Source organism: Kitasatospora sp. NPDC059599, assembly GCF_042735125.1.
Classification (GTDB): Bacteria; Actinomycetota; Actinomycetes; order Streptomycetales; family Streptomycetaceae; genus Kitasatospora.
The window spans coordinates 1-24530 of the sequence record NZ_JBHWCL010000150.1; the positions used below are offsets into that span (position 1 = coordinate 1).

A 24530-nucleotide genomic window follows, 5' to 3' on the forward strand; every position below is an offset into this window, starting at 1 on the left:
GCGGGTGGGACAGGCGGGCGGCCCCCCCCACCGGGTGGCGCCGGTGGCTGGGCAGTGGGGGGGCCCCCCCCCCGGGGCGGCCCGGCGGGGGTCAAACCCCCCCCCCCCCCGCCGGCCCCGGCCGCTGCCGTTTCCGGGCGGGACGTTTCCGGGGCGCGACGTTCCGGGTGCGTGACCTTCCGGGAGGCGGGGCGGCAGGGGCGCGGGGCGGTTCGATGCGGGGCGGGCCGGTGTCGGGGCCGACGGCGTCGGCGGTTCGTGCGCGGGCGGTGGGTCGGCCGGGGACCGCGGGTGGGCGACGGGTCTGCCGAACGCGCCGGAACGGGTAGGGAGTTCGGGGGTCCGGCGGCCGGGCTCGGGCGGTTCCGCGTCGTCGGGCGAGGGTCGTCGGACGAGGGCGGTTCCGCGTCGTCGGGCGAGGGTCGTCGGGTGAGGGGGAGCGGGCCGGCTTCGTCGGGCGAGCGGTGACGGGGTGTCGGTCAGCCGCGGTGGGCCGGCAGGCCGTACTGGGCGGCGGCCAGCAGGTCGTGCATCCGGTGGCCGAAGTCCTCGGTGTCGCAGGCCGGTTCGGGGAAGACCAGGCGGACGTCGCGGTGGCCGTCGGGGTGGTCCAGGCGCAGCACCAGGCCGTGGCGGTCCAGGGCGAGCGGGCGGACGTCCGGGTTCCGGGCGAGCAGCACGGGGTCGAGGAGGCGGGTGAGGACCTCGATCGCGTCGGCGTGGTCGTCCGCGAAGTGGGTGAGCATCGCGGCCTCGTGGCGGGCCATCGGGTCGGGGCCGGCGAGGGAGAGGTCGGCGGCGGTGACCGCTCCGGTGCCGTACGGGGTGGCGAGGACGGCGTGGGCGACGTCCACGCGCAGGTGGACGCTGAGGCCGTCGTCGGCGAGGTGCGCCAGTCGCAGCCGGCCGGCCAGGGTGAGCCGGCCGCGGACGCGGTCCCGGACGGCGACGGGGGAGACGTCGGTGACGTCGAGGACGACGGGGAGGCCGTCGGTGGCGTCGGCGGCGGCCACGGTGAGCGGGGCGTCCAGTGGGGCGCGCATCCGCAGGTGGGCGCCGTGGACGGAGACCGGAGTGTCGAGGTCGTGGTGTTCGCCCAGGGCGCGGACGACGAGCGAGGAGGTCGTGCTGAGCAGGCTCTGGATCCGTTCGGCGGTGGTGGGCTCGGGGACCTCGGTGTCGCCGGTGGGCTGGCTCATGGACGGACCTCCAGATAGTTAGGTGAGCCTAACCTAATATTCGCGTCGGAGTTCGGCAAGCAGGCGTCGGGACGTGCCGAAGGGCCCGGACGGGCGGCGGTCCGGGCCCTTCGGCGGAGCGGGCGGCGCGGCGTCAGGCGAGGACGGCCTGGGCGTCGATCTCGACCAGCATCGGCTCCTGCGGGAGCTCGACGAAGACGGTGGTGCGGCAGGGCTTCACTCCGCCGGGCTCGATGTTCTCCTCGATGAACTCGGCGTAGACCTCGTTCATCAGCGGGAAGTCGGCGCGCTTGGTGAGGTACACGCGGAACATCACCACGTCCTCGATCGTGGCGCCGCCGGCCTCGACGACGGCCTTGACGTTCTCCAGGGTGCGCCGGGTCTGCGCCTTCACGTCGCCGTGGTGGAGGTACTCGCCCGTCGCCGGGTCCTGCGGGCCCTGCCCGGAGACCTGCAGGATCGGGCCCTTGCGCACGCCCTGGGAGAAGGTCCAGGCGGGGGCCGGGGCGCCCTCGGTGCGGATCTCGGTCTTCTCGCCAGTCGGGGACTGCTCGGGGGGCATGGGACTCCTCGGATCTCGTGACGGTTCGTCAGGGGTGTTCGGGGCGACCGCAGTCGGCCGATACGGTGCGGGTGGTGGCGAGCAGCTGCGGGAGGAGGTCCAGCACCTGCTCGTACGGGAGGACGACGTCCGGCACGGAGATGGACGCGGCGGCGACGACCCGGCCGCTGGCGTCCCGGATCGGTGCGGCGACGCAGTTGATGAAGGCCTCGTGCTCCGCGTGGTCCTGCGCCCAGCCCTGGGCGGCGACCCTCTCCAGCTCGGCGAGCAGCGCCTCGGGCGTGGTGAGGGTGTGTTCGGTGTGCGGGGTGAAGTCGATCCCGGCCACCACCCTTCGCCGCTCCGGCAGGGGCAGGTCGGCCAGCAGCACCTTGGACACGGCCGCGCTGTGCAGGGCGGCGCGCAGGCCGATCCGGGAGTACATCCTGACCGGGTGGCGGGAGTCGAACTTGTCGATGTAGACCACCTCGCCGCCCTCGTAGGCGGCCAGGTGCACGGTCTGACCGGTGGCGGCGTTCAGCTCGGCCAGGTGGGGGGCCGCGATCCGGCGGATGCCGCGCTGCTCCAGGGCCAGGCCGGAGAGGGCGAAGAGGCCGGCGCCCAGGTGGTAGCGGTAGGCCGCATCGCGGTAGACGAACCGTTCCTCTTCGAGGCTCTGCAGCAGTCGGAGCACGGTGGTCTTGTGGACGCCGAGCACCTCGGCGAGCTGGTCGAGGGAGCGTTCGCCCTCGCCGAGTTGGGCGAGGATGCGCAGGGCGCGGGTGACGGTCTGGCTCATCGTGCTCCGCTTCGAGGGCTGGGGTTCCCGCTCATTGTGCCCGGGCCCGGGCGGGCGCCCGGCGTCCGGTCACCGGCGCCGTGGGCGTCGTCGGCGGGGGTGGGGCCGCCGGTCCGTGCGCCGTGGCGGGCCTGCGCGGGGTCGTCGGCCCGTGCGCGGTCGGCGGTGAGGGCGGGGCCGGTGATGCCGTCCGCGCTGACCCGGGTGGCGGCCCAGTCCGCGGGGGAGGCGTCGAGCAGGGCCGACACCACGGCGGCGGGCGGCAGTTCGGCCTGGTCGCCGTGGGCGGTCAGCGCGCAGGCCGCGCTCAGGTGGCCGAGCCGCAGCCGGCGGCGCTGGTCCAGGCCCCGGACGGTGCCGGCCAGGTAGCCGGCCGCGAAGGCGTCGCCCGCGCCGGTGGCCTCCACCACCTCGACGGCGAGGGCCGGTTCGGTGACCGCCGTGCCGTCCCGCTCCAGGGCGGTGACGTGCCGGTCGGCATCCTTGACCACGAGGGTGGCGGGCGTCGGGAAGCGGCGGCGCAGTGCGACGGGGTCGCCTGCGCCGAAGGCGGCCTGCGCCTCGTCGGCGCCGAGCAGCAGCAGGTCGGCGGCGTCCAGCAGCGACGGCAGCACGGACGGGTCGCGGTCGCGCCAGAGCGACGGGCGCCAGTTGAGGTCGAAGCTGACCAGCCGGCCCGGGCGGCGGTCGGCCAGCAGGGCGCGCAGCAGGGCGAGGCAGTCGTCGGAGAGGGCGGCGGTGATGCCGGACAGGTGCAGGAGGCGGGCGTCGGCCAGCAGCGGGGCGGCGGCCGGGTCGGCGAGCAGCGCGGGGGAGAGCGCCGCGGCCGCGGAGCCGCGCCGGTGGTAGTGCAGCCGGCTGCGGCCGGGGCCGAGGTCGTGGTCGTGGCCGGTGGTGCCGCCGACCTCCTTGAGGTAGAGGCCGGTCGGGCGGTGCGGGTCGACCGCGACCGCCGAGACGTCCACGCCGCGGGCGGCGACCTCGGCGAGCAGCCGCCGGCCGAAGCCGTCCGCGCCGACCCGGCTGATCCAGGCGGTCGGCACGCCGAGTGCGGCCAGTGCGCCGGCCACGTTGGACTCGGCGCCGCCGACGGAGAGCCGGAAGTTCGCCACCGACTCCAGCGGGCCCGGGCGGTCCGGGAGCAGGACGGCCATCGACTCGCCCACGCACACGGCCGTCGGGGGAGGACCCGGGCGGGTCGCCCCCGGGGTGTCCTGTCGCGGCATGTGCGGGGCTCCTCGTCTGCGGCCGTTCCGCGGGGAGCGGGCCGACTCCGTTGACCGTGTCCGTTGACCGTGCGTCGACTCCGCCGGCGACCGTCCGCGAAGGGTGCGGGCCGGGTTCGCCGGGCGTGTGTCGGTTCGTCGAGCGTGAGCCGGTTCCCCGTGGAGCGTGGGCCGGTTCCGTTGACCGTGATCCGGCGCCGATGCTAGAACCGTGCTGCCAGCATGTGCAACCCGCGTTGCGCATGTTGCAACATGATGGAAGGAGGATCGTGGAGCAGACCTTCGCAAGCAGCGGCACCGGGCCCGGGATCGCCGTCGGCGCGGTGGCGGCCCTGGCCGACGAGCCGCTGGACTGGCGGTTCAAGGCCGCTCCCCCGCAGTCGTGGGGCCGTACCGTGCGGGAGTGGCTGGCGGACGGCCCGACCCTCTCCTCGCTCGGCACCCCGCTGCTCACCCTCGACGGCGCCGCGGTCGAGCACAACGTCCGCACCATGGCCGACTGGTGCGCCAAGGCGGGCGTCGCGCTCGCCCCGCACGGCAAGACCACCATGGCGCCCGCCCTCTGGCAGGCGCAGCTCGCCGCCGGAAGCCACGGCATCACCCTCGCCAACCTGCCCCAGGTCAGGGTCGCCCGCGCCTTCGGAGTGCGGCGGATCCTGCTCGCCAACACCCTGCTCGACCCGGCCGGACTGGCCTGGCTCGCCGACGAACTGGCCTCCGACCCCGGCTTCGCCTTCCTCTCCTGGGTCGACTCCACCGAGAGCGTGCGGCTGATGGACGAGGCGCTGCGCGCCGCCGGCGCCGAACGGCCGGTCGAGGTGCTGGTCGAACTCGGCGGCCCCGGCGGGCGGACCGGTGCCCGCGGCGTGGACGCCGCCGTCGAGGTCGCCGCCGCCGTACTACGGGCCCCCACGCTGCGCCTCGCCGGCGTCGGCGGCTACGAGGGCGCGCTCGCGCACGACGCCACGGCCGACGGGCTGGCCGCCGTCCGAGGCCACCTCCGGACCCTGGCCCTGCTCCACGGCCGGCTCGCCGGCGCCTGCCCGGACGACGCGCCGCCGGTGGTCACGGCCGGCGGCAGCGCCTACTTCGACCTGGTGGTCGAGGAGTTGGCCGGCCTGCCGGACACCCTCGTGGTGCTGCGCTCGGGCGCCTACGTCGCCCACGACGACGGCTTCTACCGGGGCGTCTCGCCGTTCGCCCGGGGCGCCGGCGAGACACCGTTCCGCGGCGCGCTGCACGGCTGGGCCCGGGTGGTCTCCCGACCCGAACCGCAACTCGCCCTGCTGGACGCCGGAAAGCGCGACCTGCCCTTCGACGAGGGCCTGCCCGAGCCGCAACGAGTGCGCGGCGGAGTCGAGTTGACCGGAACGACGGCACGGATCACCGCGCTCAACGACCAGCACGCCTTCCTGCGCGACGCGGGCGACCTCGCGCCGATCGGCGCCGTACTGCGCCTCGGGGTGTCGCACCCGTGCACGGCCTTCGACAAGTGGACGGCGATCCCGGTGCTGGACTCCGCGGACGCCGCCGAGCCGAAGGTCACCGGACTGGTCAGGACGTTCTTCTGATGGCCGGGGCGAGAACGGCCGGACCGGGCACGCCGGGCACGCCGGGCACGCCGGGCACGCCGGGCACGCCGGGCGCGCCGGGCCCGACGGTATTCCGCGGCGCCACCGTCGTCGACGGCACCGGCGCCGACCGCTACCGGGCGGACGTGCGGATCGCCGACGGCCTGATCACCGGGATCGGCGGGCGCCTCGACGCACCCGACGTGGTGGACGCCGACGGACTGGTCCTGACCCCCGGCTTCATCGACATGCACGCCCACTCCGATCTCGCCCTACTGCTCGAACCCGAGCACCCGGCCAAGGTCACCCAGGGCGTCACCTGCGAGGTCCTCGGCCAGGACGGCCTGTCCTACGCCCCGGTGGACGACACCACGCTGCCCGCGCTGCGCCGCCAACTCGCCGGCTGGAACGGCGATCCGGCCGACCTCGACTGGGACTGGCGCGACGTCGCCGGCTACCTGGACCGGATCGACCGCACCCGGGTCGCCGTCAACGCCTGCTACCTCGTCCCACACGGCACGCTGCGCACCCTCGTCATGGGCTGGGCCGACCGGCCACCCACCCCGGCCGAACTCGACCGGATGCGACAGGTGCTGGCGAAAAGCCTGCTGGACGGCGCGGTCGGCATGTCCAGCGGTCTCAGCTACACGCCCGGGAGTTACGCGGACACCGCCGAACTGGTCCAGCTCTGCACCATCGTCGCGGCCTACGGCGGCTTCCACGCTCCGCACCAACGCTCCTACGGGGAAGGCGCGTTGGAAGGGTACGCCGAAATGGTGGAGATCTCCCGGCAGAGCGGCTGCGCGCTGCACCTGACCCACGCCACGATGAACTTCGGCGTCAACCGGGGCCGGGCCGGCGAGCTGCTGGAACTGGTCGACCGGGCGCTCGCCGACGGCGTCGACCTCACCCTGGACAGCTACCCCTACCTGCCCGGCTCCACCACCCTGGCTGCCCTGCTGCCGAGTTGGGCCACCGAGGGCGGCCCGGCGGCGACCCTGGCCCGGCTCGCCGACCCGGCGGAGTGCGCCCGGATCCGGTACGAAGTGGAGGAGAAGGGCAGCGACGGCTGCCACGGCGTGGTCACCGACTGGACGACGATCCAGATCTCCGGCGTCCGGTCCGCGGAGCTGGCACCGGCCGTCGGCAGGACCGTCGCCGAACTCGCCGTCGAGGAACGGCGGACCGGAACCGAGGTCTTCCTGGACCTGCTGCGCCGGGACCAGCTGGCCACCACGATCCTCCAGCACGTCGGGCACGAGGAGAACGTCCGGGCGATCATGCGCCACCGCGCGCACACCGTCGGCAGCGACGGACTGCTGGTCGGCGCCCGGCCGCACCCGCGTGCCTGGGGCACCTTCCCGCGCTACCTCGGCCACTACAGCCGGGAGTTGGGCGTACTGACCCTGGAGGAGACGGTCGCCCGGATGACCGGCCGGCCCGCCGCCCGGCTGGGTCTGCACCGGCGCGGACTGATCGCCCCCGGCCACCACGCCGACCTGGTGCTCCTCGACCCGGAACGGGTCCGGGACGCCGCCACCTTCGAGCACCCCCGGCGGCCCGCCGAGGGCATCGAGTCCGTGTACGTCAACGGCACCGCCGTCGTCCGGCAGGGCCGCACCACCGGCGCCCGGCCCGGGCGCGCCCTGCGCCGCACCGACCGAGGAACCCGAGCCGCATGAACTCCTTCTCCGCCCTGCAGGACGACCGGGTGATCGCGGTGGTCCGCGCGCCGGACATCCCCGACGCCGCCGCGCTGTGCGCCGCGCTCGCCGCGGGCGGCATCCGGTGGACCGAATTCACCTACACCACGCCGGACGTGACCCGGCACCTGCGCCGTGCCGCGCAGGCCGGCCACCGGGTCGGCGTCGGCACCGTGCTGACCGCGGAGCAGGCCGAGCGCGGGACCGCGGCCGGGGCTTCCTTCCTGGTCACCCCGGGCTGCCGGCCCGAGGTCGCGGCGGCGGCGACCTCAGCCGGGGTACCGGTGGTGCTCGGGGCGCTGACCCCGACCGAGGTGGCCCGGGCGGTGGACCTGGGGGCGGCCGCGGTCAAGATCTTCCCGGCCCGGTCTTTCGGCCCCGGCTACTTCAAGGACCTGCGCGGCCCGTACCCGGACGTCCCACTGGTGGCCTCCGGCGGGGTGAACACGGGCAACGCCGCCGAGTTCCTGGCGCAGGGCGCGCTCGCCGTCTGCGCCGGGACGGACGTGGTACCGCCGGCGGCGGTCGCGGCGGGGGACTGGGCGGAGATCACCCGGCGGGCCCGGGCGTTCACGCAGGCGTGCGGAGCGTCGTAGGTCGGTCCGGTGGCCGGTCCGGGGTGTGGAGGCCGGGACGGTGGCCGGTCCGGGGTGTGGAGGCCGGGGCGTACGGCGGAGCAGCCGGGGCGAATCGTCGGGCGGGTTACCGGGGAGGGCTGCCGGGGGCGAATCGTCGGGGCGGGCCGTCGGGGCGGGCCGTCGGGGAGAGTTGTCGGGCGGGCTGTCGGGACGGCCGGGATTGGACGAGAATCGGTGGCACCCGGCTCGGCCCCGGCCGAGTCCGGCCCGGTTCAGCCCCGCCCGGTGCACCCCGGGCCCCGGACCCGGCAGGAGGACCCGCCCATGACCTCGACCCGCCCCGGCCCCGACTGGCTCGCCGACGCCGTCCTCTACCAGATCTACCCGCAGACCTTCGCCGACTCCGACGGCGACGGCATCGGCGACTTCGCCGGCATCACGGACCACCTCGACCACCTCGCCTGGCTCGGCGTCGACACGGTGTGGCTCAACCCCTGCTTCGCCTCGCCGTTCCGCGACGCCGGGTACGACATCACCGACTACTTCGCGCCCGCCCCGCGCTACGGCGGCACCGAGGACCTGGCCGCGCTGGTCGAGGCCGCCCGACGCCGGGGCATCCGGGTCCTGCTGGACCTCGTCGCCGGACACACCTCCGACCGTCACCCCTGGTTCCTGGCCGCCGCCGAGGACCCGTCCGACCATCGCTACATCTGGTCCGACCACCGGGTGGACGGCTTCGTCGCCTCGCCCGGCAGCCGCCCCGGCTGGTACCGGCCGAACTTCTTCGACTGCCAGCCCGCCCTCAACTTCGGCTACGCGCGCAGCAGTCCGGACGAGCCCTGGCGGCAGCCGGTGGACGCCGAGGGCCCGCGGGCCAACCGGGCGGCGCTGCGCGACATCATGGCGCACTGGCTCGGCGTCGGCGTGTCCGGCTTCCGGGTGGACATGGCGTACTCGCTGGTCAAGGACGACCCGGGCAAGATCGAGACCGCCAAGCTCTGGACCGGACTGCGCGACTGGCTGGACCGCGACCACCCCCGGGCCGCGCTGTTCGCCGAGTGGGGCGACCCGTCCGCCGCCGTCGCCGCCGGCTTCCACGCGGACTTCTTCCTGCACTTCGGCGGCGAGGACAACGGGCTCCCGCTGCGCTGCCTCTGGAACAACAACGGCGGGACGGTCGAGGAGTTCTGGCAGCAGGAGTCCTGCTACTTCGAGGCCGAGGGCCGGGGCACCCCGCAGCCCTTCCTGGACGCCTGGCGCTCCGCCGCCGAACTCACCGAGGGCAGCGGGCACATCGTGCTGCCGACCGCCAACCACGACTTCTCCCGGCTGGCCGCGGGCCCGCGCACCGCCGAGCAGCTCGCCCCCGCGTTCGCCTTCCTGCTCACCTGGCCCACCCTCCCGGCCGTCTACTACGGCGACGAGATCGGCATGCGCTACCAGCCCGGACTGCCCGACACCGAGGGCAGCGTGCTCGGACCGCGCTTCAACCGGGCCGGTTCGCGCACCCCGATGCAGTGGACGCCGGGCCCCACGGCCGGCTTCTCCAGCGCGCCCCCCGAGCGGCTGTACCTGCCGGTGGACCCGGACCCGCACCGCCCGGACGTGCTCTCCCAGCGCGCCGATCCGACCTCGCTCCTGCACACCGTCCGGCGGCTGATCGCGCTGCGCCGGGCGCACCCGGGGCTGGGCTCCGCCGGCGGGGCGGAGGTCAGGCAGGCCGGGTACCCGCTGGTGTACACCCGGTCCGGGCGGTACCTGGTCGCGGTCAACCCGCGGCGGGAGCCGGGGATCGTACGGCTGTCGGAGGTGCTTGCGGAGGTGCCGCAGGGGATCCGGCCGCTGGACGCGCAGGGCGTGCGGGTGACGGACGGGGAGCTGCGGGCGGACGGGTTCTCGTACGGCGTGTTCGAGTTGGGCTGAGGGCGCCCGGGGCAGGGCTGCTCGGTCGGGGGTGCTCGGTCGGGGGTGCCCGGGGCAGGGCTGCTCGGTCGGGGGTGCCCGGGGCAGGGGTGCCGAGGCCGGGGGTGCTCGGTCGGGCGGGAAGGCGGTCGGCCGGTACCGGTGGTGGGGCCGGCTTCCGCCCGATGCCGGATAGTTGTAAGCTACATCCATAGATGGTTGCATTTGCCACCTGTATTGCGCGGCGCTCCCCGGTGCAATGGTTGCATTTGCCACCTTCTTTGCAGGATGAGACACCACCGGAGGACGGTACGCACGCCATGAGCACACCCCAGAACCCCGCCGCGGCGCCCACCACGGGGCACTCGCTCAAGCACCTCGCCGTCCACCTGATCACCCCGCTGCTGATGTGCCTCGGCATGGCGCTCGCCTACCAGGGCGCCTTCCACCAGCCCGAGCCGCACCACCTCAAGGTCGCCGTGGTCGGCACCACGCCGCAGGCGCACGGACTGGCGCAGGCCATCCAGGAGAAGGCCGGGAACGCGCTCGACGTCCGTACCGTCGACGACCGGTCCGCCGCCGAGCGGCAACTGCGCGACCGCGACCTGGTCGGCGCCTTCGTCCCCGACGGCAGGAGCCCCGAGCTGATCGTGGCCAAGGGGAACTCGGACACCTCGGTGGTGGCCGCCACGGCGGTGTTCACCACCGTCACCGACAAGCAGGGCGTGCCGCTGCACGTCACCGACCTCACCACCCCCGCCGCGGGCGACCCGACCGGTCAGGGCCTGTTCTTCCTGCTGGTCGCGCTGAGCATCGGCTCGTACGCGAGCGTCGCGGTCATCGGCGCCGCCGGTGCCGCGCTGAGCATGACCGTCCGGGCACTGGCCGGGGTGGCCGTCTCGCTGGTGGTCAGCGTCATCGGGATCGTCACCGCAGGGCCGGTGTTCCACGTCGTCGACCACGACCTCGCCGCGATCTGGGTGCTCGGCTGGCTCTACTCGGCGGGCATCCTGCTGATCGGCACCGGCCTGCACACCTTCCTGAAGAAGTGGACCACGCTGGCCCTGATGGTGCTGTTCGTGATGCTCAACTTCACTTCCTCGGGCGGCATCTACCGGCCCGAACTGCAGAACGGCTTCTTCGGCGCCCTGCACGGCTTCTGGACCGGCGCCGGCTTCCTGGAGGGTGCGCGCAGCATCATGTACTTCGACGGCGGCGCGGGCCTCGGCGGGCACGTCGTGACCCTGCTGGTCTGGCTGCTGCTCGGGGCGGCGGCCGTGGTCGCCGCGGCGCTGTACGAGGGCCGCGGGCGCCGGGCGGTGGAGACCCCGGCGGAGGCCGAGGAGGAGATGGAGGAGGCGGTCGCGGTCTGACCGCGCCCCCACGGGAGGCTTCACCGGGTGCCAGGGCATCGGCACCGGGTGGGGATTCACGGCCCGCGCCCGGCCCTGGACAAGCCGGACGCGGGCCGACGCGTGTGCCGCGGTGGCGGCTCAGTGTGACTTCCCGGGCTCCTCGGACTCCTCGGGTTCCTCGAACTCTTCGGGCTGCGAGGGTGCGGAGGCGGGGGCGGTGGACCGGGTCGTGGTGCGGGTGTGACGCCCGGGAGGGGCGGTGCGACCGCGGTGGCGCGCATGACCTTCAGCTGTCCAGGTATTCGCCGTCAGTGGTTCGGTTTCCGCAGCGCGGGCGGTTCGGTGAAGCAGCAGTCCCCGCAGAGACCGGCGCCCGGTCCGACCCGGTAGTAGAGGCAGCAGCTGTTCCGCCGGAACGCCGTGCCGCGCGGGCCGGTGCGCAGTGTGCCGGAACCCGCGAGCGGCGGGCGGTCCAGCAGCTCCGCGACCAGCGCCCCGGCCGCGCCCGGCGCGTGGGAGTCCAGTACCCGCAGCGTCCCGGCCAGCGCGGAGGCGGTGTTGCCGAGCAGCAGGCGCGGGGAGAGCGGGGCGGCGGCCCGCACGGCAGCCGCCAGCGGCTCCACGTGGCCCACCAGGACGGCGGTGTGGAGCTGGTCGGCGAGCGTTCCCGCGTCCGGGCGGACGGGCTCCGGTGGCGTCCAGAGGTCGATCGGGCCCTGGTCCGGGATCCGCACCCACGCGTGGTCCAGCGTCGGGACCGTACCCAGCAGGACGGCCGATCCGAGGCCCACCGACCAGAACCGGGCGGCCAGTCCCAGGTGCAGGATCGAGGCGGCGACCCGGGGTTCGGCAGTGCCGAGCCGCTGTGTCACCACCCGGATGCGCGCGCGCAGCGGCGCGTCCGGCCCGGTGCCGTACAGCTCGGACAGCGGGCGGAAGCCGGCGGGCGGTGCGCCGCCGGGGGAGGTGTCCAGTGCGAAGTACGGGCCGACGGCGGCGAGCCGCCGGTAGTCGGGCAGCGGCCCGGGCGCGGAGTGCGAGGCGTCGGACGTCGGGCGCGCGGCACCGGGCGTGGCGCGCGACGGGTTCGCGGTTCCGCGGGAACGGTTCGCGGTGGCCCGGGACGGGTCTGGCGCGGAGTTCAACGGCCCTCCCCTGTGGGGTCGTTGAACCCCGCGCCGGCTTCGGGTGGCCCGGGTGCGGTCGGGCGGTCGGGCGACATCGGGGCCTCCAGGGTCCGGGTGCTCGGGGCGGCGGCCGGACGGCGGCGCGCCGGTGCGCGGCCGCCGCCCCGAGCGGGCCCGAGCGGAGCCGGGTGGGACCCTCGCGGGCCTCGGAAGGCCCTGGTCGGGCGGGTGTCAGCCGCGCACGGTGAAGTCGCCACCGGTCGTGCGGATGAACGGTACCGTGCCCTGGCAGTCCGACACCGGCTGGCCCAGCGCGCCCCAGACCCAGCCGAGCCGGTCCCCGTGCCGGCCGTCGTCCTCGACCGAGACCGACACCTTCTGGCCGACCGGCTCCAGGCCCGGGAACCACGGCGCCTCGCCCTTGGTGATCACACCGGTGGCGATCGCCTCCCGGCCGCCGACGGCCAGGCAGGTGATGTCCCCCTCGAAGTCGGCGACCAGACGGCCGTCGGCGTGCACGTGGCGGACGTGGAAGTGGCCGCGGGTACTGCCGGGGTCCATGGAGGAGGCCGCGCGGGCGTCGACCGAGATCCGCACCGGGTCGCCGGCGAAGTCGCGGAACGCGGAGGTGAGCACGGTGTCCCCGGTGCCGCGCACGCTCACCGCCGTCGGGGCGCCCGCGGCCGCGGCCGGGTCCGCTGCGGAGCCGGGCGCCGCGGAGGCCGGGGCGGCGGTGGCGACCGCCGCGGCGAGCAGGAGGAGTGAGGCGGCGGCGGTGGCGAGTCGGCGGTTCATGACGGTTCGTCCTCCTTCGGGGCGACTGCTTCGACGACCACGAGTCTGCTGCAGCCCGGCCGGGCAAGCCTCCCGCTGCGGAGGGGAGTTGACGGCGTCCTGCTCCCTCCCGGGGAGGAGCCCGGCCTCCCCCGGGAGAGCTGCCCCGTAGGCTCGGCCGGGTGCGCACCGAATCCTCGTCCAGGCCGGCCGGGCCCCGCGGCGCCCGGTTACGGCGCCCGTTCGCCGTCGTCACCGGGCTGGTCCTGACGGCGCCCGTCGCCCTCGCCCACCCGGGCGAGCACGGCCCGGCGGTGCTGCTCGCCCTGATGGCGGCGGCCGCCGCGGTGGTGGCCGTCCTGCCGTGGCCGATCGGCCGGGTCGCGGTCGGCGCGGAGGCCGGGGCGGTGGCGGGCGCGTCGCTGCTGCTAGACCTGCTCTACCCGGGGCCGTACCGGCTGCCCGCATTCTGGTTGCCCTTCGAGTGGCTCGCCCTGCTCGGCGTGCTGTTCCGGGCCGTCCGCCGGCTGCCCGACCGGTGGGCCGGGCCGGTCGGCGGAGCGGTCGGGCTCGCGGCGGTCGTGCTCCCGCTGCGGTTCGCCCTGCGGACGCCCCAGGGCGGCGCGGCCGGCCCGGTGATCGGCTTGCTGATCTCGCTGCTGCCGGTGCTCGGGGTCGCGGGGGCGGCCCTCTACCTGCGCGTGCTGGACGCCCGCCGGGAGCGGGCCGTCGTACGGGCCCGGCGCGAGCAGCGGCTCGACGTGGCCAGGGGGCTGCACGACTTCGTCGCGCACGAGATCACCGGCATCGTGCTGGAGGCCCAGGCCGGCCAACTCCCCTGCCAGGAACCGGAGGAGACCGCCGCGCTGCTCCGTCGGCTGGAGGAGGCCGGGCTGCGGGCGCTGGACTCGATGGACGAGATGGTCGGGGCCCTACGGGATCCGCAGGGGCGGGACGACGGGCTGACCGGGTCGGACGGGCAGGGTGAGCGGTCCCCGGGGGCGACGACGCGCCGCCTGGGCCTGGCCGACCTCCCCGAGCTGGTCGCCCGCTTCGGTGCGACGGGCGGGACCGGCGCCACCGTCGACCTGGCCCCCGACACCGCCGAGCTGCTCCCGGGCGAGACCCAGGCCACCGCCTACGCCGTCGTCCTGGAGTCCCTGACCAACATCCGCCGGCACGCCCCGCAGGCCACCGAGGTCGCCGTCCGGGTGGCCCCCGGACGGGGTGGCGCCGTGGTGGTGACCGTCACCGACAACGGCGGCCCCGCCCGCAAGCCGTTGCTGCGCCGCCGCCCGGGCTCCGGAGGCACCGGACTGGCCGGTCTCGCCGCCCGCACCGCCGCCCACGGCGGCTCGCTGACCACGGGACCGGTCGAGCCTGCGGGTTGGCAGGTCAGCTGCACGCTGCCGGGGCGGTAGTGCGGGGCCGGCGCCGGCCCGGGGTGCGGACCCGGTCCGGCGCCGCCGCGGTGCGGTGCGCGCGATGCGGGCCGGGGCGTGTCGCGCGCGGTGCCGGCCGGGGCAGGCCGGGGCGTGTCGCGTGGGGTGGGGCGTACGTACGGGGCGTGTCGTGCGGCGCGCGGGGTGTACGTGCCCGCGGCGGGGAGGGTCAGCGACCCCGGCCGCCGCCGCGGGCGCCGCGCGGGCGGGTGAGGGTGAAGCGGTCGACGGGGACGAGGTCGCCGTACGGGCCGCTGACGGAGTAGTAGGTGACGTCGATGGTGGTCTGTCCGCCGCGCCGGCCCGGGTCGACGTCGAAGGACGCGAAGCCGTACGGGTTGTCGGCGTCACGGAAGGCGGACCACGGGGCGTCCTCGACCACGTACACCGGCGGGCGCTTGCCGGTGGCCGGGTCGGCGGCGCCGACGCCGGTGATGACGCGGGCCTTCGGAGGGTCGAAGAACAGCTGGTTGGACGGCGCGGAGGTGCCGCCGCCGCCGATCACCATGTGGACGGTGCCCTTGGTGGTGTCGATGGTCCTCGTGCCGGTGGCGACCGGCACGGGGGTGCGGGTGTCGGTCGGCTGCTGGCCGCGGATCGGGTGCGAGCGCTCGTAGTGGTGCTCGTGGCCGCAGACCACCAGGTCGACGCCGTACCTGTCGAACAGCGGCACCCAGGCCTCGCGCACGCCGAGGTCGGCGCCGTTGAACCTGTCGGCGGTGGAGATCACCACCTGGTGCATGCAGACGACGATCCAGTCGATCTCCGGGTCCGCGTCGGCCGTCGCCAACTCGCGCTCCAGCCAGCGCTGCTGGGCGCCGCCGGAGTAGCCGTGGAGGTAGGAGTTGCCGCCGTCCTGGTACGCCACGTCGTCGTTGTTGAGGCTGATGACGCGCACCGATCCGGCGGTGAACGAGTACCAGAGGCCGCGCAGTTCGTCGTCCGAGCCGGAGTCCGGCAGGTCGAAGTAGGCCTGGTAGGCGCCGTAGCCGACCGGGCCGTTGCCCTTCTCGTTCTCGTGGTTGCCGGCCGCGGGCATCCAGGGGCGGTGGCGGGCGGAGCGGGTGTTGTTCTCGAACCAGTCGGACCAGGTGCGGACCCGGTCGGTGGCGATGTTCGCGTAGCAGAGGTCGCCGTTGAGGAGGTGGAACAGCGGGGCGATCCGTTCGACCCCGGCGGTGGTGTCGCCGGCGGCCGGGCTGCCGAGGTTGTCGTTGACGTAGCCGTTGGCGGTCTTCCTGCCGAGGGTGGGGGTGCCCTGGTCGCCGAAGCTGGTGAAGGTGAAGGCGGCCCGGCCGCGTGGGGCGGTGCGGACGGTGCCAAGCTCGGGTGTGGTGCCGTCGTGGACGGCGGCGTAGACGTAGTCCGTGTCCGGGTGCAGGCCGGTGATCCGGGCGTGGTGCGCCTGGACCTCGGTGCCGGAGGCGGCGTCTCGGTAGGTGCGGGTCGCGGCCTGCACCGTCCGGCCGAAGCCGCCGTTCGAAGTCCCGTACATCACCCGGGGGTTGGCGACGGACCGGGTGGTGTGCCAGGACACCACCACCTCGCGCGAGGCGTCCGGGCCGAACTGGAGGTGCAGACCGCCCACCCGCGGTGCGCCGGAGCGCCCGGGCCGTTGCCACAGCAGGGGCGAGGCGGCGGGGTCGGCGGCTGCGGCGGGGGCGGCGGCGAGGCCGGAGAGCGACACGGCGCCACCGAGGCCGAGGCCGGAGGCGCCGGCCAGGAGCCCGCGCCGGCTGACGAGGAGACGTCCACTGGAAGCGTTCATGGCGGTCAGCCCACCGCACGGAGGTGAACCGCGCCGGGGCCGCCGCGTGAACTTTCCCGCCGGGGCGGCCGCTTGCCGCTCCCGCCGGGCGACCCGTGATCCCGCCGGGCGACCTGCGATCCCGCCGGGCGACCTGCGATCCCGCCGTCCGGTCGGCGGGACGGCCCGCCGACCGGCCGCGTGGCAGACTGCTGGGCGTGACGAGCGCGAACGGCGAGTGCCCGCGGGTGATCCGCACCCTGATCGCGGACGACCAGGAGGCCGTGCGGCGCGGTGTGCGGCGGATCCTGGCGGCCCAGCCGGACATCGAGGTGGTGGGGGAGGCCGCGGACGGCCTGGCCGCGCTGCAGCTGGCGGCCGAACTGCGCCCGGACGTCGCGCTGGTGGACATCCGGATGCCGCGGATGGACGGCCTGGAGGTGACCCGGCGGCTGGCCGGTCCCGGGGTGGCGGACCCGGTGCGGGTGGTGGTGCTGACCACCTTCGACCTGGACGAGTACGTCTATCCGGCTCTGCAGCACGGGGCTTCGGGCTTCCTGCTGAAGCGTTCCGGTCCGTCCCTGCTGGCGGAGGCGGTGCGGGCGGCGGCGGACGGGGAGAGCCTGATCAGCCCGTCGGTCACGGTCCGGCTGCTGCGGCACGTGACGGCGCCGCGTCGGCCCGGGCGCCGGGGGCCCGCGGCGGCGGTGCCGTTGACCGAGCGGGAGGTGGAGATCGCCGGGCAGGTCGCGGCGGGCCGCACCAATGCGGACATCGCCGCGGAGTTGTTCATCTCGCCCGGCACGGTGAAGACCCACGTGGCCAGCATCCAGCGCAAGCTCGGGGTGGCGAACCGGGTCGGGATCGCCGTGCACGCCTGGGAGATGGGCTACGCCGTACCCGGGTAGCGGGCCGTGCCGGAGTGACGGACGGTACCGGGGGTGGTGCCCGGTGTCGCGGGAGCGGCCCGGCTTCTCGGGAACGGCCGGTGCCGGAGTGGCGGCCCGCCCGGTCGGTGCCGGCCCGCGGACACGGACAGCGCGTCCACGGAGTCGAGGGGATGCTCCGTGGACGCGCGGAACCTACGAGGTGGGGGCGGCCTCCGGACTCGTCGTCCTCCGGCCGGTAGTTCGATCGTCGACCGAGGTAGAAAACCAGCGGCAGACCCTGATCCGTCTCGACCTGTCGCCACTGCCTCCTGCGGTCGAACTTCCTTCAGCTACCTCGCAGGTCCAGTTCCCATCATGCGCCTCCCACGCCGCGTGCACCAGGGGTGTACGGCATGAATTCGGGCAATTTTCGCAAATCGATCATGTCGGGTCGCGTCGCGCCGCGGCTCAGGGCTGCGGCCAGCCGTCCACGAAGCTCAGCGTCCGGTGGTAGGGCCCCTCCGGTCCGGTGCTGCGGTAGTCCTCCGTGCTGCTGCCGGTGCGGACGCTGCGGTCCCCGTCGTGGCGCCGGGCGGTGGGGCGGAGGGTGTGGTCGACGGTGGAGCGCTCGGTGACGTGGCCGCCGGTCGCCGTGGTGGCCTCGCGGTGGTAGCCGAGGTCCATGGCGGTGGTCTGGTCGGTGTTGCCGGCCGCGTCGTGGCTCACCTTGTAGCTGACGTCCAGCGGTTCGCCCTCGTGGACGGTGGTGGTGCGGTGCGGTCCGCCGCCCCAGGTGGACGTGGTGCGGGTGAGGTCGGTGGTGTTGTGCAGCGTCACGTCGTTGCCGCTGTCGCGCAGTTGCTGGCCGGATCGGAAGGAGAGGTCGTCGCGGACCTCGGTGGTGATCCGGCCGTGCGAGGTCTGCACCCAGCCCCGGGCGAGGTCGTGCCGGGCGGCGGTGACGGTCCAGTCGCCGCTGCCGCCGCCGTGGTCGGCGAGCGCGGTGCTCACGGCGGCCTCGGGGGCGACCCGCTGGTCGGTGAGCTGTCCGGTGGTGCGGGTGCTGCCGTGGTCGACCTCGGCGAACAGGTTGATCTGGCCGGTCCACACGTCGTTGCTCTGCGCCTCGGCCGCGTTCACCGTGACGCCGACGGTGTGCGGGCGGCCGTCGAGCAGCAGGCCGACGTACGGGGTGAGGTCGAGCCGGTAGGCGGGCAGGTCGAAGGCGAAGACGCCGGGGACGGGCCGCCACAGCAGCGGGTCCCAGCCGCCGGTGTAGATCACCGGGTACGGCCACACCGCGCCGGCCACCCGGCCGTCGACGGTGAGCCGTAGCTCGCGGAACGGGCCGTTGCCGCAGAGGCCGAGGCCCGGGTTGGCGGCGACGAAGGCGTCCGGCGCGGAGGCGTACGCGAACTCCTCGCAGGCGCCGCCGCCCCGGGTGTAGACCTCGGCGGTGAGGCGTTCGAGGTTCTGCGGGAAGGTGAGTCCGCGGTCGGCGGTGGGGGCGGTCCGGGTGAGCGCGAACGGCCCGGTGGTGAGCACCCGGTCGGCGCCGCGGGCGGCGGGCCGGCGGGCGTCCGCGGTGTAGAAGGTCAGGTTCGCGCTGATCGTGAAGACGCCGGTGTAGGTGTCGTCGGTGACGTTGGCGAGGTCGAAGGAGAAATCCTGCGGGCCGGACGCGAACAGCGCGGCGTAGCGGGTGACGTCGTGCTCGACGTTCCACTCGATGCCGTCCTTGGAGGGCTCCGGGGTGGAGGAGAGGAGTACCTGGACGCCGCCGACGCGGACGCTGAAGATCCGGTCGAACTGCCGCCCGGCGACCTGCCCGTGGAGGTCCAGCACCACTGCGGACCACGGCCCGGCGCAGGCGGCAGGTGGGGTGAGGGTGGCGGTGTACGGGGTGTCGGGCGGGTTGCCGTACCCGTTGCGGAACTCGCGCGCGTGCATCGCCTCGACGGTGCAGGAACGGGTGTCGGGCCGGGTCAGGGGCTTGGTGGCGGTGACCGGGTCGTGGTAGTCGGTGCCGAAGTCGGCGCGGGCGGGGCCGGCGGCGGTGAGGGTGCCGGTGAGGGCGAGGGCGGCGGCACCGAGTAGACCGGCAGCGCGGCGGAGCAGCGGGCGCAGGGCCAAGGCGGATCCCCGGGGTCGGGCGGCCCGGGGCACTGCCGCGGGCCGGAGGGATGATCCGGCATCCTCCCGGCGGTGGCATGCCAGCGTCAAGGGTGGGTGGTCGGGCAACCGCCACCGCGATGGCCGGGCAGCCGGGACCGCGGTGGCCGGGCAACCGCCACCGCGATGGTCGGGCAGCCGGGACCGCGGTGGCCGGGCAGCGGCTACCGCTCCTCCAGCGCCGCCGCCTCCTGCCGGATGAGGTCGCGCAGGGCGGCCAGCCGGGGCCGGTGGTCGTCCAGCCGCCACTGCATCTCCAGCGGCAGGGTGGCCCGTCCCTCCAGCCGTACGGTCGCCACGTCCTCGGTGAGGTGGCCGCTCATCGAGCCGGGCACCAGTGAGAAGGCGCGGTTGCGGGCCAGCAGGTACAGCCGGGAGCCGACGATCCGCGGCGGGCTGACCAGCACCGGCGGGTCCACGCCGTGGTCCCCGCACAGGCCGAGCACGTGGTCGTAGTAGCGGGGGTGCTGCTCGCGCGGCCACAACAGCAGCGGCAGGTCGCGCAGTTCGGCCAGGCGTAGGCCGGTCCGGCCGGCCAGCGGGTGGTCCCGGCCGAGCGCCACCAGCACCGGCTCGTCGGCGATCCGCTCCAGCCGGTAGCCGTCGGTCTCGTCCAGGAAGCGGCCGAGCCCGACGTCGGCCAGTTCGGCGGCCAGGGTCGCGGACACCTGGCCGGTGTCCACGGCGAGTTCGGCGGTGTCGAGCGCGGGCAGCTCCTGCTCGGCCCGGCTGACCACGGCGGGCAGCAGCCGGTTCGCCACGCTCGGCGAAGCGACGATCCGGGCCGTGCGCAGCCGGGACTCCTCGTGCAGCCGGACCCGGGTCAGCAGCGCCTCGGCCTGGCCGAGCAGGCGCGCGCTCTCGGCGGCCATCACCTCGCCCGCTTCGGTGAGCGCGACGGAACGGCGGCTGCGGTCGAACAGCTCGACGCCGACGGTCCGCTCCAGCCGGGCGACCTCCTGGCTGACCGTCGGCTGCGAGATGTGCAGCCGTTCGGCGGCCCGCCCGAAGTGCAGTGTCCCGGCGACGGTCAGGAAGACCTCCAGCTGACGCAAGGTGAGACCCATGCCCGTCAGGGTAGGCGAAGGGTGGACGAACCAATAGGCGCGGGCCTATCGGAAGCCCCAGGACTCATGCTGGTTCCCGATGCGGACCGTCCATACGCTGAGCACCACGTTGCCCCACCGCAGTGGCATCTCACAGAGAGTTCGCATCATGACCGGACTTCCGCCCAGCACCCCCGCCGCTCCCGCGTCCCCCGCCGTCCACGTCGCCGAGGAGGTCGTCCGGGCCCTCGCCGACGGCCGGCCCGTGGTCGCCCTGGAATCGACCATCTTCACCCACGGCCTGCCGCGCCCCCGCAACCTGGCCGTCGCGCTGGAGGCGGAGGAGCGGCTGCGGGCCGCGGGCGTGGTCCCGGCGACCATCGGCGTGCACGCCGGGGTGCCCACGGTCGGTCTGAGCACCGGGCAGATCACCGAACTCTCCGCCACCGACGGCCTGGACAAGGTCAGCCTGCGGGACCTCCCGGTGGTCGCCGCGTTCGGCCGGCACGGCGGCACCACCGTCGCCGCCACGGCCTTCCTGGCCCACCGCGCGGGCATCCGGGTGTTCTCCACCGGAGGCCTCGGCGGCGTCCACTTCGGCGCCTCGGAGAGCTTCGACGAGTCCGCCGACATGACCACCCTGGCCGCCACCCCGGTCACCGTGGTCAGCGCCGGCGTGAAGTCGATCCTCGACATCCGGGCCACCCTGGAGCGCTTCGAGACCCTCAACATCCCGGTCATCGGCTACCGCAGCCGCAAGTACCCCGGGTTCTACGTCACCGACTCCGGCCACGAGATCAACTTCAGCGTGGAGTCGCCCGAGGAGGCCGCCCGGGTCATCGACGCCCGCGACCGGCTCGGCCTCCCGCAGGCCGTCCTGATCGCCAACCCGGTCGACCCCGCCAAGCAGCTGCCGCCGGAGGAACTGGACGGCATCCTGGCCCGCGCCCGGGCCGAGGCCGAACGCCGCGGCATCACCGGCAACGCCTCCACCCCCTTCCTGCTCGACCACATCCAGCGCGACACCGGGGGCCGCAGCCTGGAGGTCAACGTCGAGGTCTACCGGGGCAACGTGCGCCTCGGCGGCGAGATCGCCACCGCTCTGGCCGCTGCCGCCGCCGCTGCCAACGCTCCGACCGCTGCCGCTGCCGTGGACGCTGCCGCTGCCGCGGATGCGGCCCAGAGCGGGGCCTGAGCCGTGCTGGGGGTGCTCGGCGACCTCGTCGAGGACGTCGTGGTCTGGGTCGACGGCCCGCTGCGGCACGGCACCGACTCCGCTGCCCGGGTCTTCCGGCGGCGCGGCGGCAGCGCCGCCAACGTCGCCCGCTTCGCCGCCGGGCAGTACCCGGCGCGCTTCCTCGGCTGCGTCGGCGAGGACGCGGTCGGGGACGGCGTGGTGGCCGAACTCGCCGGCCACGGCGTCGACGTGCGGGTCTCGCGGCGCGGCCGGACCGGCAGCGTCGTGGTGCTGATCGACCGGGACGGCGAGCGGACCATGCTGCCCGACCGGGGCGCCGCCACGCTGCTGGAGCGCGTCCCCGACGAGTGGCTGGCCGACCTGACCCACCTGCACGTGCCCGCCTACTCCTTCGACGGCGAGCCGGTCGGCAGCACGGCCGTGGACGCGCTCGCCCGGGTCCGGTCAGCGGGCGGCACCACCTCGGTGGACGCCTCCTCGACCGGCATGCTGGAGCAGTACGGACGGGAGCGCTTCCTCGCCCTGCTGACCGGGCTGGCGCCCACCCTCGTGTTCGCCAACCGCTCCGAGTCCGCCTACCTCGGCCTGTTGGTCGACGGCCTGCCCGGACCGGAGCGCGACCGGCTGGCCGCCACCACGGTGGTCACCAAGGCGGGCGCCGCGGCGACCACCGTGGACGTGCCCGGCGAGGAGCCGTTCACGGTGCCGGTGACGCCGGTGGCGCAGGTGCGCGACCTCACCGGGGCCGGGGACGCCTTCGCGGCGGGGTTCCTGGCCGGGTTCCTGGAGACCGGGGACCTGCGGCTGGCGGCCGGGCTCGGGCACCGCAGCGCGGCCCGGGTGCTGGCGTCGCCGGGGGCTTCCTGCGGCGAGGGGTAGCGGACCGCCGGCGGGCAGGGACGCGGGACGCCCCGCGTGATCGGCACGGGGCGTCCCTGCGGGGCAGTACGGCTAGGGCTTGTCTGACAATTCGCGTCGCATCAGCGCGTGGCGTTGGGCGCCCGGCTGGGCGTGCCGTCGGAGCGTCCTCGTACTGGACGTACTTGGACGATTCGGCGGTGCGTCCAGGTGGGGGTACCTCCCGGCCGAAGGCTGGGGGAGGATGCCCGGCGTCGTGCGCGCGGCGGGAATTGTCAGACAAGCCCTAGCGCACGGCGTCCTTACGCAGGAAGTGCTTCAGCTTCTGCCACGTCCAGGTGTTGATCACGTCCTCGGCGGTGAGCCAGCCGCGCTGCGCCGTGCCGATGCCGAAGCGAGGGTAGGCGAGCTGAGGGGTGGCGTGGGCGTCGCTGTCGACGCTGAACCGGACGCCGTGGCGCCTGGCCCGCAGGACGTCCTCGTCGCGCAGGTCGAGCCGCTGCGGGGAGCTGTTGATCTCGATCGCGGTGCCGGTGCGCGCGGCGGCCTCGAACACCGCGTCCAGGTCGACGTCGATCGGGCCGCGGCTGCCGATCCGCCGGGTGGTGAGGTGCCCGATGACGTGCACGTACGGGTTCTCGCAGGCGCGGATCAGCCGGCGGGTCTGGGCGGCGCGGTCGAGGGCGAAGTGCGAGTGCACGGAGGCCACGCAGACGTCGAAGCCCGCCAGGAACCCGGGCGGCCAGTCCACCCCGCCCTCCGGGTCGATGTTCAGTTCGGTGCCGTGAAGCAGCCGCAACTTCCGGTGCCGGCCCGCGAGTTCGCGGAGCCGGTCGCGCTGGGCGAGGATCTTCTCGTCCGTCATCCGCTGCATCACCAGGTTCGGCGCGTGGTCGGTGACGGCGAAGTAGGAGTAGCCGCGGGCGGCGGCGGTGTCGACCATCTCCTCCAGGGTGGCCAGCCCGTCGGTGAGGTCGGTGTGCGTGTGCAGGTCGCCGCGCAGGTCGGACTCCTGCACCAGGTCCGGGAGTCCGCCGTCCAGGGCGGCCTCGATCTCGCCCCGGTCCTCGCGCAGCGGCGGCGCGATCCACGGCAGGCCGAGCGCCGCGTAGACCTCGTCCTCGGTCCGCGAGACCACCTTGGCGCCGCCGTCGACCTCGAACAGTCCGTACTCGGAGAGCTTCAGCCCGGCCCGCACGGCCATCGTGCGCAGCTTGATGTTGTGCGCCTTCGAGCCGGTGAAGTAGACCAGCGCCGCCCCCCAGTCCTCCTCCGGGACGACCCGCAGGTCCACCTGGACACCCCGCGTCGTGCGCACCGAGGTCTTGGTCGTCCCGCTCCCGATCACCTCGGCCACGTACGGGAGTCCGGTGAGCGCGGCCATCAGCGGGGCGGAGTCCTCGGCGGTCGCGAGCACGTCGATGTCGCCCACCGTCTCGCGTATCCGGCGCAGCGAGCCCGCGTACGCGCAGCGGGTGCAGCCGGGGACGGCGGAGAGCGCGGCGACCAGCTGCTCGGCCAGCTCGGTGGCCGTGTCCAGCAGGGTCCGGCCGCCGGACCGCCGGATCAGCTCGATGCCGTGCAGGATCTTCTCGCCGCTGCGCTCGCCGAAGCCGGCCAGCCCGGACAGCTTGTCGGCGCGGACCGCTTCGGCGAGTTCGTCCACCGAGGCGATGCCGAGCTCGCGGTGGAGGGCCAGGGCGCGTTTGGGGCCGACGCCGGGGACGGCCGTCATCTCCCGCACGCCGGCCGGGATCTCGGCGCGCAGGGACTCCAGGGCGGCGATCCGTCCGGCGGAGAGGTACTCGGCGATCTTCTCGGCGGTGGACCTGCCGACGCCGGGGATCCGCTGCAGACCCTTGACGTCCAGCCCCGCGAGGTCCTCGGGGTGGCCGCCGACCGCGCGGGCGGCCTTCTCGTAGGCGCGGGCCCGGAAGGCGTCCCCGCCGGTGATGTTGATCAGGTCGGCGTACTCCTGGAGCAGCTCCCTGACCTGGTCGTTGAGCCGGGGCATGGGGCAAGTCTAGGTTCGGCGGGGCGGGCCCGCCGGGTGTGCGGCGTCCGCTCCGGGGCCGCCGTGGGGGCGGGTTGCGACGGCGGGCTGCGACGGTGGCGGGGCCGTGCTGCGGAGGCGGGGTGCGGTCCCGGTTCCGGCGCTCCGGGGCGCGCGGTCAGTCGTGGGCGACGGTCAGCAGCAGGACCACGGTCAGCCCGCCGCCCGGCGTGGACTCGACCGCGAGCCGGCCGCCCGCCGCCAGCACCAGGCTGTGCAGGGCCGGCCCCACCGGGCCGCCGGGCCGCACGCCCGCGAGCAGCCACTCGCGCGCTTCGGGGAGCTCGTGGGCGCCCCGGTCCGAGATCCGGATCACCACCCGGCCGCGGCCGGGTCCGGCGGCCTCGCCCCGGGGCCGGGACGCCGGGCC

Annotated in this window: 20 protein-coding genes; 9 read left to right on the forward strand and 11 right to left on the reverse strand. The window is 75.0% G+C overall.

Translation table 11 applies throughout. The features are described from left to right. Positions 1-479: 479 nt before the first annotated feature. The 4 genes from ACFV04_RS35645 to ACFV04_RS35660 all read right to left on the reverse strand — a co-directional run bounded on the left by ACFV04_RS35645 (position 480) and on the right by ACFV04_RS35660 (position 3765). Positions 480-1199, reverse strand: a complete 720-nt coding sequence (locus tag ACFV04_RS35645) for a DUF2470 domain-containing protein (protein WP_380535072.1) — start codon at positions 1197-1199, stop codon at positions 480-482. A gap of 133 nt (positions 1200-1332) precedes the next feature. Beyond that, positions 1333-1761, reverse strand: coding sequence for a RidA family protein (locus tag ACFV04_RS35650; RefSeq protein ID WP_380347530.1), 429 nt, complete (start codon positions 1759-1761; stop codon positions 1333-1335). Between the two features lie 28 nt (positions 1762-1789). Then, positions 1790-2539, reverse strand: coding sequence for an IclR family transcriptional regulator (locus tag ACFV04_RS35655; protein ID WP_380347531.1), 750 nt, complete (start codon positions 2537-2539; stop codon positions 1790-1792). Continuing rightward, positions 2536-3765, reverse strand: a complete 1230-nt coding sequence (locus ACFV04_RS35660; protein ID WP_380347532.1) for a sugar kinase — start codon at positions 3763-3765, stop codon at positions 2536-2538. Before ACFV04_RS35660 ends, ACFV04_RS35655 begins: the two co-directional genes overlap by 4 nt. Positions 3766-4034: 269 nt before the next feature. Between ACFV04_RS35660 and ACFV04_RS35665 the strand changes: the two genes are divergently transcribed. The 5 genes from ACFV04_RS35665 (at position 4035) to ACFV04_RS35685 (ending at position 10892) form a co-directional block, all read left to right on the forward strand. After that, on the forward strand, positions 4035-5336 hold the full coding sequence (locus tag ACFV04_RS35665; protein WP_380535075.1) for an amino acid deaminase: 1302 nt from the start codon (positions 4035-4037) through the stop codon (positions 5334-5336). Continuing rightward, positions 5336-7018 (forward strand): amidohydrolase family protein, encoded by a 1683-nt coding sequence (locus tag ACFV04_RS35670; RefSeq protein ID WP_380535076.1) that lies wholly within the window; start codon positions 5336-5338, stop codon positions 7016-7018. The genes ACFV04_RS35665 and ACFV04_RS35670 overlap by 1 nt, the downstream gene beginning before the upstream one ends. After that, positions 7015-7635, forward strand: coding sequence for a bifunctional 4-hydroxy-2-oxoglutarate aldolase/2-dehydro-3-deoxy-phosphogluconate aldolase (locus tag ACFV04_RS35675; RefSeq protein ID WP_380347535.1), 621 nt, complete (start codon positions 7015-7017; stop codon positions 7633-7635). Before ACFV04_RS35670 ends, ACFV04_RS35675 begins: the two co-directional genes overlap by 4 nt. A gap of 306 nt (positions 7636-7941) precedes the next feature. Further along, positions 7942-9540, forward strand: coding sequence for an alpha-amylase family glycosyl hydrolase (locus ACFV04_RS35680; protein ID WP_380347536.1), 1599 nt, complete (start codon positions 7942-7944; stop codon positions 9538-9540). A gap of 299 nt (positions 9541-9839) precedes the next feature. Further along, positions 9840-10892, forward strand: coding sequence for a hypothetical protein (locus tag ACFV04_RS35685; RefSeq protein WP_380535078.1), 1053 nt, complete (start codon positions 9840-9842; stop codon positions 10890-10892). A gap of 290 nt (positions 10893-11182) precedes the next feature. Here ACFV04_RS35685 and ACFV04_RS35690 read toward each other — a convergent pair whose 3' ends face one another. Then, complete coding sequence (locus ACFV04_RS35690) at positions 11183-12019, reverse strand: (2Fe-2S)-binding protein (RefSeq protein ID WP_380535080.1); 837 nt, start codon at positions 12017-12019, stop codon at positions 11183-11185. 213 nt (positions 12020-12232) lie between these two features. Then, positions 12233-12796, reverse strand: a complete 564-nt coding sequence (locus ACFV04_RS35695) for a hypothetical protein (protein WP_380535082.1) — start codon at positions 12794-12796, stop codon at positions 12233-12235. Positions 12797-12957: 161 nt separating this feature from the next. On the opposite strand from ACFV04_RS35695, the gene ACFV04_RS35700 reads away from it, so the two are divergent. Continuing rightward, complete coding sequence (locus ACFV04_RS35700; RefSeq protein ID WP_380535083.1) at positions 12958-14196, forward strand: ATP-binding protein; 1239 nt, start codon at positions 12958-12960, stop codon at positions 14194-14196. 190 nt (positions 14197-14386) lie between these two features. On the opposite strand, the gene ACFV04_RS35705 is transcribed toward ACFV04_RS35700, so the two are convergent. After that, positions 14387-15985 (reverse strand): purple acid phosphatase family protein, encoded by a 1599-nt coding sequence (locus ACFV04_RS35705; protein ID WP_380347541.1) that lies wholly within the window; start codon positions 15983-15985, stop codon positions 14387-14389. 197 nt (positions 15986-16182) lie between these two features. Between ACFV04_RS35705 and ACFV04_RS35710 the strand changes: the two genes are divergently transcribed. Then, positions 16183-16872, forward strand: a complete 690-nt coding sequence (locus ACFV04_RS35710; protein WP_360258073.1) for a response regulator transcription factor — start codon at positions 16183-16185, stop codon at positions 16870-16872. A 429-nt stretch (positions 16873-17301) separates the two neighbouring features. On the opposite strand, the gene ACFV04_RS35715 is transcribed toward ACFV04_RS35710, so the two are convergent. After that, the gene (locus ACFV04_RS35715) at positions 17302-18966 is read right to left on the reverse strand and encodes a peptide-N4-asparagine amidase (protein ID WP_380535086.1); all 1665 of its coding nucleotides are present in this window, start codon (positions 18964-18966) and stop codon (positions 17302-17304) included. 203 nt (positions 18967-19169) lie between these two features. Continuing rightward, positions 19170-20072 carry a LysR family transcriptional regulator gene (locus ACFV04_RS35720; protein ID WP_380347543.1) on the reverse strand — a complete coding sequence of 301 codons (903 nt, stop codon included), beginning with the start codon at positions 20070-20072 and terminating at the stop codon, positions 19170-19172. 148 nt (positions 20073-20220) lie between these two features. Here ACFV04_RS35720 and ACFV04_RS35725 point away from each other — a divergent pair, with 148 nt between their 5' ends. Both ACFV04_RS35725 and ACFV04_RS35730 read left to right on the forward strand, forming a co-directional pair. Continuing rightward, positions 20221-21246 carry a pseudouridine-5'-phosphate glycosidase gene (locus tag ACFV04_RS35725; RefSeq protein WP_380535088.1) on the forward strand — a complete coding sequence of 342 codons (1026 nt, stop codon included), beginning with the start codon at positions 20221-20223 and terminating at the stop codon, positions 21244-21246. Positions 21247-21249: 3 nt separating this feature from the next. Next, positions 21250-22128, forward strand: coding sequence for a carbohydrate kinase family protein (locus ACFV04_RS35730; RefSeq protein WP_380535090.1), 879 nt, complete (start codon positions 21250-21252; stop codon positions 22126-22128). 265 nt (positions 22129-22393) lie between these two features. Here the strand turns inward: ACFV04_RS35730 and polX are convergent, their stop codons facing one another. Beyond that, entirely contained in the window at positions 22394-24121 is a 1728-nt protein-coding gene (gene polX, locus ACFV04_RS35735; protein WP_380535092.1) for a DNA polymerase/3'-5' exonuclease PolX, read from the reverse strand. Between the two features lie 157 nt (positions 24122-24278). Then, the coding region (locus ACFV04_RS35740) for a hypothetical protein (protein ID WP_380535094.1) at positions 24279-24530 on the reverse strand (252 nt) is incomplete at its 5' end.